General features: G+C 36.8%; 9 protein-coding genes. 6 read left to right on the top strand and 3 right to left on the bottom strand.

What is annotated here, in order from left to right; all coding sequences use genetic code 11:
• Positions 1–8 precede the first annotated feature (8 nt).
• From nosZ to RB618_RS16665, 6 genes are all read left to right on the top strand, one after another.
• Positions 9–1982, top strand: a complete 1974-nt coding sequence (gene nosZ / locus RB618_RS16690; RefSeq protein ID WP_308069772.1) for a Sec-dependent nitrous-oxide reductase — start codon at positions 9–11, stop codon at positions 1980–1982.
• A 90-nt stretch (positions 1983–2072) separates the two neighbouring features.
• The gene (locus RB618_RS16685; protein WP_308069771.1) at positions 2073–3038 is read left to right on the top strand and encodes a nitrous oxide reductase accessory protein NosL; all 966 of its coding nucleotides are present in this window, start codon (positions 2073–2075) and stop codon (positions 3036–3038) included.
• Positions 3039–3226: 188 nt separating this feature from the next.
• Positions 3227–4459: a nitrous oxide reductase family maturation protein NosD gene (locus RB618_RS16680; protein WP_308069770.1), complete on the top strand. Its 1233-nt coding sequence runs from the start codon at positions 3227–3229 to the stop codon at positions 4457–4459.
• Positions 4456–5178 (top strand): ABC transporter ATP-binding protein, encoded by a 723-nt coding sequence (locus tag RB618_RS16675; RefSeq protein WP_308069769.1) that lies wholly within the window; start codon positions 4456–4458, stop codon positions 5176–5178. Before RB618_RS16680 ends, RB618_RS16675 begins: the two co-directional genes overlap by 4 nt.
• A complete protein-coding gene (locus RB618_RS16670) occupies positions 5162–5929 on the top strand; it encodes an ABC transporter permease subunit (RefSeq protein WP_274256889.1) in 768 nt (255 codons plus the stop codon). The genes RB618_RS16675 and RB618_RS16670 overlap by 17 nt, the downstream gene beginning before the upstream one ends.
• A gap of 30 nt (positions 5930–5959) precedes the next feature.
• The gene (locus tag RB618_RS16665) at positions 5960–6331 is read left to right on the top strand and encodes a group III truncated hemoglobin (protein WP_111376616.1); all 372 of its coding nucleotides are present in this window, start codon (positions 5960–5962) and stop codon (positions 6329–6331) included.
• A gap of 139 nt (positions 6332–6470) precedes the next feature.
• Here the strand turns inward: RB618_RS16665 and RB618_RS16660 are convergent, their stop codons facing one another.
• The 3 genes from RB618_RS16660 to RB618_RS16650 form a co-directional block, all read right to left on the bottom strand.
• Positions 6471–7067 (bottom strand): Crp/Fnr family transcriptional regulator, encoded by a 597-nt coding sequence (locus RB618_RS16660; RefSeq protein ID WP_308069768.1) that lies wholly within the window; start codon positions 7065–7067, stop codon positions 6471–6473.
• A 249-nt stretch (positions 7068–7316) separates the two neighbouring features.
• Positions 7317–8636 carry an OmpA family protein gene (locus RB618_RS16655; protein ID WP_308069767.1) on the bottom strand — a complete coding sequence of 440 codons (1320 nt, stop codon included), beginning with the start codon at positions 8634–8636 and terminating at the stop codon, positions 7317–7319.
• Positions 8637–8665: 29 nt separating this feature from the next.
• Positions 8666–15049, bottom strand: a complete 6384-nt coding sequence (locus tag RB618_RS16650; RefSeq protein WP_308069766.1) for an MBG domain-containing protein — start codon at positions 15047–15049, stop codon at positions 8666–8668.
• Positions 15050–15060 lie beyond the last annotated feature (11 nt).

Below are 15060 nucleotides of genomic sequence, written 5' to 3'. Positions count from 1 at the left end.
ATAGCCTTATGAAAAATAAATTTTTAAAATCGATTTTCGTTGTTACGTTAGGGTGTGCTTTGTTTGTTTCGTGCAAACCAAAAGACTCTACAGATGCTGTTGAAGGCGATGCAGCCCAAAAAGTGTATGTGGCACCCGGAAAATATGATGAATTCTACAACTTTGTATCGGGAGGTTTTAGCGGTCAGGTCAGTGTTTACGGGCTTCCGAGTGGTAGATTATTAAAGGTAATGCCTGTATTTTCTGAAGATCCGCAAAGCGGTTATGGTTACAGCGAGGAAACAAAACCAATGCTGAATACTTCACATGGTTATGTGCCTTGGGACGACCAGCATCACTTGGATTTATCACAGACCAATGGAGAAGTAGACGGACGATGGATTTTTGCTAATGCGAATAATACGCCTCGTATTGCGCGTATTGACTTGAAAACGTTCAGAACAGCAGAAATTATCGAGCTTCCAAATTGCGGAGGAAATCACTCTTCGCCATTTATTACTCAAAATACAGAATATGTAGTAGGAGCCAGCCGTTTCAGTGTTCCTCCAGATAATGATAATGGAGATGTTCCAATTAATACCTACAAGAAAAACTTTAAAGGATATTTAAGTTTTGTGAAAGTTGGAAAAGAAGGAGAATTGGATCTTGCTTTCCAAATTGTAGCTCCTGGAGTGAATTTTGACCTTAGCCACCCAGGTAAAAAAGAATCTCACGGATGGTTTTTCTTCTCATGCTATAATACTGAACAAGCCAATACTTTGTTGGAAGTTAATGCTTCTAAAAATGATAAAGATTTTATCATGGCAGTAAACTGGAAAAAAGCAGAAGAATATATTAAAGCTGGAAAAGGAAAACGAATTCCTGCAAAATATGCTCACAATACTTGGGATGAAAAAACTCAAAGTGCTAAATCTGAAATTAAAAATGAAGTGCTAACTCTAGATGCTTCTGAATTGAAAGATATCTGTTATATGATTCCTTGTCCGAAATCGCCGCACGGCTGTGATATTGATCCAACTGGAGAATATATTGTAGGCAGCGGAAAATTGGCAGCTTTAATACCTGTATTCAGTTTTACAAAATTGAAAGATGCGATTGCTAAAAAACAATTTGACGGCAATTATGCTGGAATTCCGGTTGTGAAATATGAAGCGGCTCTTCATGGAGAAGTTCAAAAACCAGGTTTAGGACCTTTGCATACAGAATTTGACGGAAAAGGAAATGCTTATACCACAATGTTTGTTTCGTCTGAAGTGGTTAAATGGAATATTAAAGATCTAAAAGTTTTAGACAGAAAAGCAACTTATTATTCTCCTGGACACTTAATGGTTCCTGGTGGAAATACAGAAAAACCATTTGGAAAATATATGGTAGTTTACAACAAAATTACCAAAGACCGTTACTTGCCAACTGGTCCAGAATTAGCTCAAAGTGCTCAGTTATTTGATATCAGCGGAGATAAAATGAAATTGCTTCTGGATTTTCCAACGATTGGAGAACCGCACTACGCACAGGGTATTCCGGCAGATAAAGTTAGAAATAATGGACAACTGAAATATTATGATATTGCTGCCAACAAACATCCTTTTGCAACTAAAGGGGAAAAAGAATCTAAAGTGGTTCGAGAAGGCAATAAAGTACATATTTATATGACTTGTATTCGTTCTCACTTTGCACCAGATAATATCGAAGGAATTCGTGTTGGAGATGAAGTGTATTTCCATGTTACCAACCTTGAGCAAGATTGGGATGTTCCTCACGGATTTGCCATAAAAGGCGCAAACAATGCCGAATTGCTAATCATGCCAGGAGAAACCTTAACCTTAAAATGGGTTCCTGAGAAAAAAGGAATCTTCCCATTCTATTGTACAGACTTCTGTAGCGCATTACATCAAGAAATGCAAGGATATGTGCGAGTTTCGCCAGCAGGAAGCAATGTTCCGATTACGTACAGCCTAGGTACCAATTTACCAAAAGAATAGCCAGTAACCTTAAGGGAACAAAGTATTCTTTGTTCCCTTTTATTTTGAATTATTATGAGAAATAAAAAATTATCCCCCTTTTCCAAAATAATGCTCTTTTTATCAGGACTTTTATTGATTGGTGCTATCTTTTTTCCAATCTGGAAAATTGAACTGACAGCTCCACAATATCCAGAAGGTTTGGTTTTAAAACTTCATGCTTCTAAGATTGCAGGTGATGTAGATATCATTAACGGATTGAATCATTACATTGGAATGAAAACACTGCATACCAAAGATTTTATTGAGTTTAAAGTTTTGCCGTTTATTCTTGCAGCATTAGGTATTGTTTCAATTGCCTGTGCGTGGAAATCAAAAAGAAAAGGACTCTTTGTTTTCTTTTTTTCTTTTGTATTGTTTGGAATATTATCTGCTTGCGATTTCTACAGATGGAATTACGAATACGGACATAATCTAGATCCGAATGCTGCTATTAGAGTTCCTGGAATGGCGTATCAGCCGCCAATGCTTGGATACAAACAATTATTAAATTTTGGAGCTTATTCAATTCCCGATATTGGAGGATGGATGCTGATTGCAGTTGGAGCTTTGCTTTTTGCTGCTATTATAAAAGAAAAATATGCCAAGCCATCTAGCCGGCTCTTGGGCATTTTGCTGGTTCCTGCTTTTCTTTTTTCATGCTCCACTGACAAAGCTGTTCCTATTAAACTAAATACGGATAATTGTGATTTCTGTATGATGGGAATTAGCGACGGAAGACATGGAGCTGAAATCATTACGGAGAAAGGCCGAGTATATAAGTTTGATGATATTGCTTGCATGGCACATTATTGCAAAGATCACAATGACACTAAAATAAAGAAATACTTTGTACACGATTATACTAAAAATAATGAACTGATTCCAGCAGAAAATGCCTTTTTTGTTTCAGGAGGAACAATAAAAAGTCCGATGAACGGAAATATTGCTGCTTTCCCAAATAAAAGTGAGGCAAAGGCATTTGAAGCACAAACAAAAGGAATTGAAATAGAATGGACAGCAATTTTGAATAAATAAAATAATTCAACACATAGAAACATAGTTTATTGTTCTTAAAGAAGAGAGTAAAAGGAACAAGTTTCTCCACATAGTTGGGTTATGTTCGTTAAAATTAGTGAAACGCTTTTTTTAGATTCAAACATCTATGTTTCTATGTGTTGAAAATAATTATTCCTAAAGGGATGTTTTAATTAAAATCTTAAATCATGAAATTTCATATTTGCCTTTCGCTCTTATTGTTTTTTAACTGCCTGTGGTCGCAGAAAATAGAAGTTGGCCAAGACAAAGCTGTTAAAACAATTAAAAAGGCAATAGAACTTGCCAAATCTGGCGATACCATTATTGTAAATAAAGGTGTTTATAAAGAGGGCAATATTATAATAGATAAAAAAATAATTCTACAGGGAAAAGATTTGCCAGTTCTGGATGGAGAGCAGAAATATGAAGTAGTTTCCATAAAAGCCGACAGCGTAATTTTTTCTGGATTTAAAGTGATCAATTCAGGATATGCTTCTCTGAATGATCCCTGTGGAATTAAAATATATGATAAAATCGGAGTTGTCGTAAAAGACAATTTTTTGGAGAATAATTTTTTCGGAATTTATGTTCAGAAGGGATCAAATTGCATCGTAAAAAACAATACGATAAAAGCCTATCAGAAAGAAGAACAGCGTATCGGGAATGGAATTCATTGCTGGAAAAGCGATAGCATGCAGATTGTAGGAAATAGAATTTCGGGACATCGGGACGGAATTTATTTTGAGTTTGTTTCCAATTCTGTCATTTGGCGAAATGTATCTAAAGCCAATATTCGTTATGGACTTCATTTTATGTTCTCCAATGATGATGCTTACATCGGCAATGTTTTTAAAAATAATGGTGCTGGAGTGGCAGTTATGTTTACCAGAAATGTAAAAATGTTCAACAATTATTTTGAAGAGAATTGGGGCGATGCGGCTTATGGTTTACTGCTCAAAGAAATTTCGGATAGCTATATTGTTGGAAATAAATTTATCCGAAATACTTCAGGAATTTATATGGAGGGAACAAGCCGTGTAAAACTGGAAAAGAATATTTTTAAAGATAATGGCTGGGGAATGAAAGTGCAGGCAAGCTGTATGGATAATATGATTTCGTCTAATAATTTTCTTTCCAATACTTTCGATATCAGTACTAACGGAAGTCTGGTTCTAAATCATTTCAATAATAACTATTGGGATAAATATGAAGGCTACGATTTAAATCGGGACGGAATTGGCGATGTGCCTTTTCATCCGCTGAGTCTTTTTGCTGTCATTACCGAAAACAATCCGTCGGCGATGCTTTTGTTCCGAAGTTTTATGATTACGCTTTTAGATAAATCAGAAAAAATCCTACCCAGTATAACACCCGACAATTTTGTAGATGAATCTCCCGAAATGAAATCTCTTGTATTATGATTACTTTAAAAAATATAAATAAAAAGTTTGGCAGACTGCAGGTTTTACAAGATGTAAACCTTGAGTTTAAAGCAGGAGAATGCATTGCGCTTATTGGTCCAAACGGTTGCGGAAAAACTACTTTGATAAAATCGATTCTAGGAATGGTATTGCCTGATAGCGGTGATATTTTACTGCATGATGAATCGATCTTAAAGAAATTTGAATATCGAAATACTATTGGGTATATGCCACAAATTGGCCGTTATCCAGATAATATGACGATTGCTCAGATTATAGAAATGATTAAGCAGATTCGGAATTCGAAGAAGGAATTGGATGAAGATTTGATAAGAACTTTCAAATTGGATAAAATGAGCGACAAACAAATGAGGACACTTTCTGGAGGAACTACACAGAAAGTAAGTGCAACATTAGCTTTCCTTTTTAATCCTGATGTTTTAATTCTAGACGAACCGACTGCAGGACTTGATCCGTTGGCAGCAGAAATTCTGAAAGAGAAAATCATTAAGGAAAAAAACAAAGGAAAATTAATCTTGATTACTTCGCATCTGCTTAGTGAATTAGACGATATGATTACTCAAATCATTTTTATGCAGGACGGGAAAGTACATTTTCATAAAACCATTAAAGATCTTTTGGAATCAACAGGAGAAACTAAAATTTCAAAATCTATTGCCACAATATTAAAAGAAAAACAGCATGAACAGAATAATTAAAATTGTCTTACTGGATATTCTTAAAAATAAGATTGTTGTAAGTTATGCGCTAATTCTAGCATTGCTTTCATGGGGATCTTTTATGCTTGAAGACAATACTGCCAAAGGATTGCTAACGATTTTGAATGTAATTTTATTTACCGTTCCGTTGGTATCTATTCTTTTTTCGACTATTTACATTTACAATAGTTCAGAATTTATAGAGCTTTTGTTGAGCCAGCCTATCAAAAGAAAAAAAATATGGATTAGTTTGTTTGCTGGTCTTGCCATTGCAATGTTTCTAGCTTTTTTTCTAGGAGCAGGAATTCCTCTTTTATTAAATGCACCAGGAATGGCGGGCTTGATGATGCTTTTGTCGGGAAGCTTAATTTCGATTGTTTTTGTATCATTGGCTTTTTTGAGCTGTATTTTAACTCGTGATAAAGCAAAGGGAATAGGTTTGGCTATTTTATTTTGGATGTATTTTGCGATATTGTTTGATGCTTTGGTATTGTTCCTTTTGTTTCAGTTTGCAGAATATCCAATAGAAGAAGCCATGGTGGGTATTACAGCTTCAAGCCCGATTGATTTGGCCAGAATACAGATATTGCTTCATTTGGATCAGTCTGCTATGATGGGATATACAGGAGCTATTTTTAAAGATTTTTTCGGAACAGCTATCGGTTTGTTAGTTTCTTTCGTGTTACTCGTTTTGTGGATTGCGGTTCCGTTTCTAATTTCGATTAGAAAATTTGACCGCAAAGATCTTTAATATTTTATTATTGACTCAGAATCAAAAAATATGAAAACAGATATTAGAAATAAAGATGATATAACCGTATTGGTCGATGCTTTTTATTTAAAAGTAAAAACAGACTCCACCATAGGGTATTTGTTTACTGAGGTTGCTATGGTCAATTGGCAGAAACACCTTCCGATTATGTATGATTTTTGGGATAATATTATTTTTCATACCGGAAATTTTGACGGAAATCCAATGTTGAAACATCGTATGCTAGATCAGAAAAGTACACTTACAGAAGCTCATTTTAAGCATTGGACCAAACTTTGGAAAAAAACAGTAGATGATTTGTTTGAAGGTGAAAAAGCCGATGAAATAAAAGTAAGGGCAGAAAATATTTCTAAATGGATGATGAATAAAGTCATTTCTTAATATAAAAACGGGAACTCAAAAAAGTTCCCGTTTTTACTTTTTAAAGATATTAGAACTGAATTAATAATTTCTTTTAACCTTATGCAAAAGAAGAAAAAATCGTGCTGTTTTGGTATGATTCAAATCATAAGACATGAAATTAGTAAAACAATTTATGATCTATAATTTCAATTTTTTTGTTTTTGCTCATAAGTGATAATGTGCGTATTACGGTTTCTACCCGCAGTCCTGTAAAATCAGCAATTTCTTGTCTCGTATATGGAATTTTCATTTTTATTGAAGCGGCAACATTATGTTGTTTTTTCAGATTATCTAAAAAATACTGAATGCGGTATTCTGGTTTATGATTGACTATATTTTTAGAAAAGACAATTTTGTTATAAATTTTCCATGCAAATAGTTTGAGTATCTTAAATTGCATTTCTGGATTTTCTTCAAGAAAGGAAAAAAAGCTGTTTTTGGATAATTTTAAAACGATACAATCTGTTTGAGCAATTGCAGAAGCAGGGTAGGGCTGTCCTATAAAAAGTGGAGGTTCTCCAAAACTATTTCCTTCATTAAAAATACCAACTGTCAAATCTTTGCCATCTTCGTTGGTATAACTCATTTTTACAGTTCCCTCTAAAATTTGATAATAAGAAACAGCTGCGTCATTTTCGAAGAAAATAATGGAGTTTTTAGGAATCTTTTTAGCTACAGCTCCCCAAGTGTAAAGTAAGTCAGTATCAATATGCATGGTAAAACAATTAATACGTTGTGAAGAATTGGTTAAGTGTCTGGAATAGTTTTAATTAAAACAAAGAAAGGTATTAAACCAAGAATAAAACATGATATTTGTTAGCTTTTAAATTGTTTTTAAATTAAAATATATTCTAATGCAATTTAGAAATGACTGATATGATTTGTATATGAAATAAAAAAGAAAAAGCATGAAAAAGAGAAATAAACTCTTTTATCATGCTTTTACGATTGTAGATTAAAAAAATTATTTTACGTCAACTAATACAAGTGTAACTCTTCTGTTTAGCGGTTTATTCTCTGCTGGAGTATTTGGAACTAAAGGTTCGCTTTCTCCTTTTGAGAATAGATGCATACGATTAGATTCGATTCCTTTATTCTGTAGATAATCTGAAACTGCTTGCGCTCTTTTCATTCCAATTTCAAGATTGCGCTTTTCCGTTCCTATATCACAAGTATATCCTGTGATATTCAAGTCTGTATCTTTGTTTGATTTTAGAATTTTAGCAATTTCATCTAATCTTGTCGCCAATTCTGGAGTTACGCTCGTGTTTCCAACTTCTTGGAAGGCAAGAGGCTGTTTTTCGATATAATTGCGTTCTTCTGTAGTCAGTTCTTTTTTAGCTGGAGGAGTTTCTACAACTTTTTGCTGTACAGGAACCTCTTTCTGAACTGGAACTGTTTCCGTCTGAGTAACTGTTTCTGCTTTTTGCTGAACTGGTTCTGGCTTGTCTTTTGCTAATGAAAAGCCTAGTTTCAGCTGGATTCCTGCTGATAAATAACGGCTTTCCTGAACTATTTTGCTGTTTCCAACTGTACCGTTTGCCTGAATATTGTCAAGTCCGTTCGGATTGTACGCTACAATATTGGTATTTGGAGTTTCTTTTGCCAAATCGGTTAAACCATAATCAACATACAAACCTGTGTAAAGCTTTGTCTTTTCTTTTAGTTTGAATGTAAGACCAGTTTCAAAGCTTAACATAAAAGCAGGATCTAAGCTTACTGTTGTTTTATCCTGCCAGTTGGTTACTTTTCCAAATCCGTGAGAAGGCAGATCATCAACCAATAGATTTGTATCAGGATAGTAGCCGCTCAGCTGTAATTCAGAAGCAGAAGCTTTTACAGTCTGTTTTCCTGGAAACATAATTTTTCCTCCGAATCCAAAGTATAATTGCGTTTGAGAGGCAATTGATGTTCTGTATTGCATCATTAACGGAATGGCTACACCAATAAAATGCTGCTCTTCTTTATAGTTTGTGGGTGTAACCTGATACTCAAATGCAGAAGTCTGGTCGTCTACTTCGTAAGTTGAGATTGTTGTTCCATTATCCAATTCAAAACTATTCTGATTGTAAGTGACATCAACCCCTGTAGAGATTCCCCAGTGGTCGCTGAAGAAATAGGTGTATCCAACACCTATTCCTCCGCCAAATTTTAATTTGCCGTCTCCGATATTGCTATCGTAAAGAATTCCAGACGGACCGCCGTTAATTTTAAAATTAATTTCCTGTGCTTTTATCGTGACGCTAAACAGTACTAGTATAGCTAAAGTCGTTTTAATCTTCATTGCTTGTAATTTTAAATTAAATCTCATTTTTATTTAACCAGTAAGTTGATTGTTTTTAACTGACCGTCAGCCAGTTTAAGAACAACAATGTATAAGGCTGTTTGCGAAGGAGCGATAATTTGATTTTTGGCTTTTACATTTGAAATAGTCTGCACTAATTTTCCTGCGATGTCATAAATAACTACCTCAGATCCGCTTAGTTGAGAATCACTAAAATCACATTCTAAAGTAAATTCACCTCCTGGTTTAACTGGGTTTGGATAGATTTTGATTTTCTTGGTAAAAACCGTTCCAGTAGTTTCAATTGGACATGATTTAATTGAATTTCCGTTTTTGTCTTTTGCAATTACATGATAAGTGCCATTTAAAGGCTGAATTTCGCTATAATACTGACGGGTCGCGCCAGAAATAGCTGTTCCGTTTTTATACCATTGCCAAGCCACAAAATTATTTGATCTATTGTCAAAGAATAGAACATTTGCCCACTGCTGTATAACAAGTCCAGATTGGCTTATTTCTATTGGTTTAACAATGGCTGTTGCTGCATTATGATTTTGGTCGCCAATTTGTGTAGCAGTTATGGTTGAGCTTCCTGAACCTGTAATGTTTAATGTTGATCCAGAGATTGTTCCCAACGCTGCATTTGCAATGGCATAAGAAATTGGCAAACCGCTGTCTGTTGTTGCCGTTAAAGCAACATTGTTTGAATCTGCACAGCCAAATTCTAAAGTCTGATTCCAAGTAATTGTTTGGTTTGCTTTAGTAATTTCAAATTCTGCACCTGTAAAAGCAATTGTGTAATCTGCTCCAGCATTGATTGTACCAAGTTTAATACTGTATTTTCCAACATTTTCTCCAGCATCTCTTGAAAGTAGACCAGTAAGTATAGAGTTGGTATCTCCGTTAGCAAATCCTGATGCAGTATAGTTAAATACTGGATCTGCAGTGCCATACACCTTGGTATGTCCTGTTGCAGCAGTTATACTTAGAGTATACTTTTGAGTTGTAAAACTTACTTCATTTCCATAATTAATAAAACCATTGCTATTTACAGCATATGTTCTAACGTAATAAGTTCTATTTCCTCTTAGACCAGATAAAGAATTAGTAAATGTCCCTAATGCTGCAGTAACATTAATTTTAGTATCGGCTGTTGTAGGGTTAGCGTGTTGTGCATATACAAAACCAACTTCTGTTAAGCAAGATCCACTATCAACATTAATTCCATTAGAGGATGCTGTACCAGATAAAGAAGCGCCAGTTACGGTTATTCCAGATACCGCTACAGTATTTAAATTAACTGGATTAGCAGGCTGAATTACTTGAACAGTTGCAGAAGCTGAACATAAATTAGCATCCGTAACCGTTACGGTGTAAGTTCCAGCTACAAGATTAGTAGCAGTTGCTGCATTTCCGCCAGATGGAGCCCAAGAGTACGAGTAAGCACCTGTACCGCCAGTCACGCTAACTGTGGCAGATCCGTTGTTTCCGTTATGGCAAGATACAGCTACAGGAGTTGCAGTTAAGGCTAAAGCATCTGGTTCTGTAATAGAAATAATATTTGTAGTAGAACATGAGTTTTCATCTGTTACCGTTACGGTGTAAGTTCCAGCTACAAGACCAGTTGCTGTTGCTGCATTTCCGCCTGATGGAGCCCAAGAATATGTGTAAGCTCCGGTTCCTCCAGTTGGCACTACAGTTGCAGTACCGTTGTTGCCTCCGTTGCAAGAAACATTAGTATGTGTATCAGTTGCTGAAAGTACAGTAGGTTCTATAATTTGTACTGACTCTGTTACAAAGCATCCGTTTTCATCGGTTACAGTTACAGTGTAAATGTTTGGACTTAATCCAGTTGCTGTTGCATTAGTTCCTCCAGATGGAGCCCAAGAATAGGTATAAGTTCCAGTTCCTCCAGAAGGAGTTACAGTTGCCGTTCCGTTATTTGCTTGATTGCATAAAACGTCTGTTTTGGCTATTGTTGCAGTAAGAACAGGCGGTTCAGTTATAGTTACAGTCGCTGTTGCCTCACATGAATTAGCGTCTCTAACAAGAACAGTATAAGTTCCTGCCGGTAATCCGTTTGCAGTTGCATTACTTCCTCCTGATGGTGACCAAGAATAAGTATAAAGTCCTGTTCCTCCAGTTACATTTACTGTTGCAGATCCGTTAGAACCTCCATTGCAAGAAACATCAGTTTGAGATGGTGTAGCAATAAGCGCATCTGGTTCTGTTATGGTAACACTTTGTGTTTTAGTACAAAAGTTAGCATCTTTTACGGTTACAGTGTAAGTTCCCGCTTTAAGACCAGTTGCAGTAGCTGTTGATTGAGCAGGTGTTGTATCCCAAGAATATGTATAACTACCAGTTCCTCCGGTTACTGAAACACTTGCAGAACCATTGTTTCCGCCATTGCAGCTAACATTTGTTTTTGCGCCCGGTGTTATTACAATAGCTGATGGTTGAGCGATGGTAAAGTTTTTTACAATAGAGCATCCATTGCTAGCGATAATTTTTACAGAATAATTTCCTGCAGTAAGGCCGGTAGCTGTCTCAGTGTTTCCTACATTAGGAGTCCACTCGTAGGTAAACGGTCCAGGAGCTCCTGATGGAGTAACCCAAGCAGAGCCTGTATTTGCTCCATTACAAAGCAAATCAGTTTTACCCGTAGTAGCGACTAGAGTATTGGTTGTATTGATGGTAACGTTTCTCATAATAGAACAGCCATTGCCATCTGTGATTACACAGTAATAAGTACCAGCTGTTAATCCGCTTGCTGTAGCAGCAGCTCCTCCAGAAGGTGACCAAGAATAGCTATAACCTCCCACACCTCCAGATGGTGTTACTGTGGCTTGACCGCCAGTAGAACAAGTCGCATCTATTTGAGATGTAGTCGCCTCTAATGCAGGCGGTTGGTTAATGGTAAAAGGGACGGTAAGAGAACAGCCATTAGCATCTGTAATTTTACAGGTGTAAGTGCCTGCAGTAAGTCCAGTAGCCGTAGCTCCAGTTTGTCCAGATGGAGTCCATAAATAGGTCAGGGTTCCAGAACCGCCAGATGCAATAACGGTTGCGGTTCCAGTTGCACTTCCATTGCATAAAACATCTGTTTGGGTTTTTGTTGCGTTTAAAAGTGGTGGGTCAATTATCGTAAAAGTTTTTGTAACTTGACAGTTATTATCATCTATTACTGTTAAGGTATAAGTGTCTGCAGTAAGACCAGTGGCGGTTGCAGCAGTTCCTCCTCTAGGAGACCATTGATAAGTGTATGCACCTGTTCCTCCTGTAACTGTTCCTGTCGCTGTACCATTGGATCCTCCATTACAAGAAACATTGGTTTGACTTGGCGTTATGGTAAGAGCAGGTGGCTCAGATATAGTAATATTTAATGATTTAGTACATTGCTTAGCGTCTTTTACGGTTACAGTATAAGTACCTGCAGAAAGTCCACTTACAGAGGGAGTTGTTTTTATAGGATTCGTATTCCATGAATACGTATAGCCAAGTGTACCTCCAGTAACAATAACCTGAGCTGCTCCATTGGCTCCACCGTTACAAGAAGTATTTGATACAGTGCCTTGTGTAAGTGTAAGAGGTGCTGAAGGCTGTCCTATCGTTACATTTGCTGTATTGGAGCATGAATTATCATCCGTCACAGTTACAGTATAAGTTGTTCCTGCTGCTAATCCTGTTATAGTGGCAGTTTCTTCTCCATTAGACCATAAGTACGTATAGTTGCCAGTTCCTCCACTTGGAGTCGCAGTTGCTTGACCAGTTGAATCGCCAAAACAGGCTACATCAACTTTAGACATGAGAATAGTAATATGATTAACAGTTAAAGTTGCACTGTTTGAAGTAGCAGGCGGAGTACATGCTCCGCTTGCGACAGCTCTATATTTGTATCCGTTAAATCCTGCTGGTGCACCAGTTATAGTAAGGGTGGAAGTAGTAATACCACTGTAAGGAGCGTTGTTTTGCACATCGACAAATCCTCCACCTTGACCATCATCTACCAACCACTTGTATGCTGTTGCATTTGACGCAGTTACAGAGAAAGTAGTATTGGCACCAGAGCAGATAGCTGCTGATGAAGGGTCTGATATGATAGCAGGAGCTGAATTTACAGTAAGACTCGCGCTGTTTGAAGTAACTGATGGAGTACATGTTCCACTTGCAACAGCTCTATATGAATACCCGTTCATTGCCACTGTCGCTCCAGTTATAGTAAGAGTTGCGTTATTGATTCCAGAATAAGGAGCACCGTTTGATATATTGGCAAATCCGTTATTGTCACCTTTGTCTACCTGCCATTGATATCCTGTTGCATTAGAGGCAGTAGCGGTAAAAGTAGTATTAGCTCCTTGACATACTGAGCTTGCAGAAGGTTGTCCTGTTATAGAAGGTGCAGAATTTATTGTTAATGTTACATTACCAGAAGTTGCTAAAGGGAAACATCCTCCAGTCACTACTACACGGTATGCATAACCACCTAGTTCAGCAGTTGCTCCAGTTATTGTAAGAGTAGAGGTAGTTGCACCAGAAAATTGAGCATCGTTCGATATGGGATTGAATCCTGCACCTTGATCTATCTGCCATTGGTACCCTGTTGCATTAGATGCTATAACAGAAAAAGAGGCATTACCTCCCAAACAAACAGATGTTGATGAAGGGTGCGCTGTTATTAATGGAGCAGGATTTATTGTCAATAAAGCATTGTTAGAAATGGCAGGAATACAAGTTCCAGTTCCAGTTGCTACAGCTCTGTATAAATATCCGTTCATTGGGGCTATTGCTCCACTTATCGTAAGAGTAGAACTTGTGATGCCAGAATATGGAGCGCCATTTGGTACATCATTAAACCCTCCTCCTTGATCTACTTGCCATTTGTACCCAGTGGCATTAGATGCCGCTACGCTAAAAGTAGTATTGCCACCTGCACAGACAGAACTTGCTGAAGGTTGTGCTGTTATCAGTGGAAGTAAGTTTACGGTTCCTGATAATGCCACATTTTTTGTTGTTATTCCTGTAGAAGAAATAGTTATATTTCCAGAAGGCGTTCCTGTAGCAGTTGCTGCCAGACGTACATATATGGTTCTATTTATATTGCCTGAAGTTGGTGTTAATGATAAATTAGTAAAGTAAGGTCCACCAGAAGTTGTCGATATCTCATATCCTGTCGGAGTTGATAAATCTAAAGTAGAGGTTAAGTGACCAGCATTTACTATAAAGCCTTGAAAAGGAGAGGCAGTACCAGTACAAGTTGTAAATCCACTTAAAGAGTTTACATTAGTAGAAGCTCCAGGAGATTCTGAGATTGTAACAGCTTGTGTTATAGAGCATCCCCCTAATCCATTTGGAGTACTGTCAGTAATAGTTAACGTGTAATTTCCAGGAAGGAGTCCACTTGCTGTAGGACTTGTACCACCAAGAGGTGCCCAAGAATAAAAATAAGGCGTAACACCTCCTGATACAGTAACTGTTGCAGAACCAGTGCTTGATCCATAATCACTAGGGGTGCTAGCTGAAACAATAGAAGAAAGTGCTGTCGGAACTGTTAATGTTGCAGTATTAGAATTTACCGATCCAGAACCAGTAACTACGCAACGATATTGGTAACCATTCATAGCAGCTGTTGCTCCTGTGATTGAAAGTGTTGAATTATTAGTGCCAGAATAAGTAGCATTATCTGAAATGTTGATAAAACCACCTCCATTGTTAACCTGCCATTGGTGACTTGTGGCGTTAATTGCTGCAACCGAAAAAGAAGTATTTGCTCCAGAACATATTGTCTTATTACTTGGATGAGTAGTAATTGATGGAGCCACAATATTGGTAAACGTAAAATTATCAATTGCAAAATAATCGTAGTTATAGCTTAATTTTACATCAAGTTGGTCAATTAATACATTAGTATTATCTGAACCTCCCTCGCTTGCAAAATTTATGTATGTAAAACCATTACCAGGAAGAGCGATTCCTATATTAGCTCCCGAAGTGTTTTTTACTACTGTAAATTGTGTAACTCCTGCCAACTTTCCAGTAAAAGTAATAGAACCAGGAGCTCCATCAAAAGTAACTCCAGGGTTAAATCCAGCATCTCCAGTAGTATATATCCATAGATTGTTTACTTTAAAGATTCCAGTCTCAGCTTTTATAGTTCCTGTTTGGCCTCTTCCTCCAGCTAATGCGTCATCTTGCACTTGAATAAACCTATTCGAGCCACTGTATCCTAGTCCAGAGGCTTCATAAACATGAAAAGTGAAATTTGGAACCGAACTTGTTAAGTTAAATTTAGTTTGATTTGTAAAAGTAGCAACATCAGTAGGTGCTGTTTCAAAAGTTTCTGTCGTTAGCTGTGCATTCGTATGCTGTAAAGCAAAAAAAAGCAACGTTATTAGTAAGTAAAGTTTCTTCATAATTTTCTGGT

The sequence above is a fragment of the Flavobacterium sp. LHD-85 genome, from assembly GCF_030929595.1.
Taxonomy (GTDB): Bacteria; Bacteroidota; Bacteroidia; order Flavobacteriales; family Flavobacteriaceae; genus Flavobacterium.
This window is presented reverse-complemented; position numbering and strand designations above follow the sequence as displayed.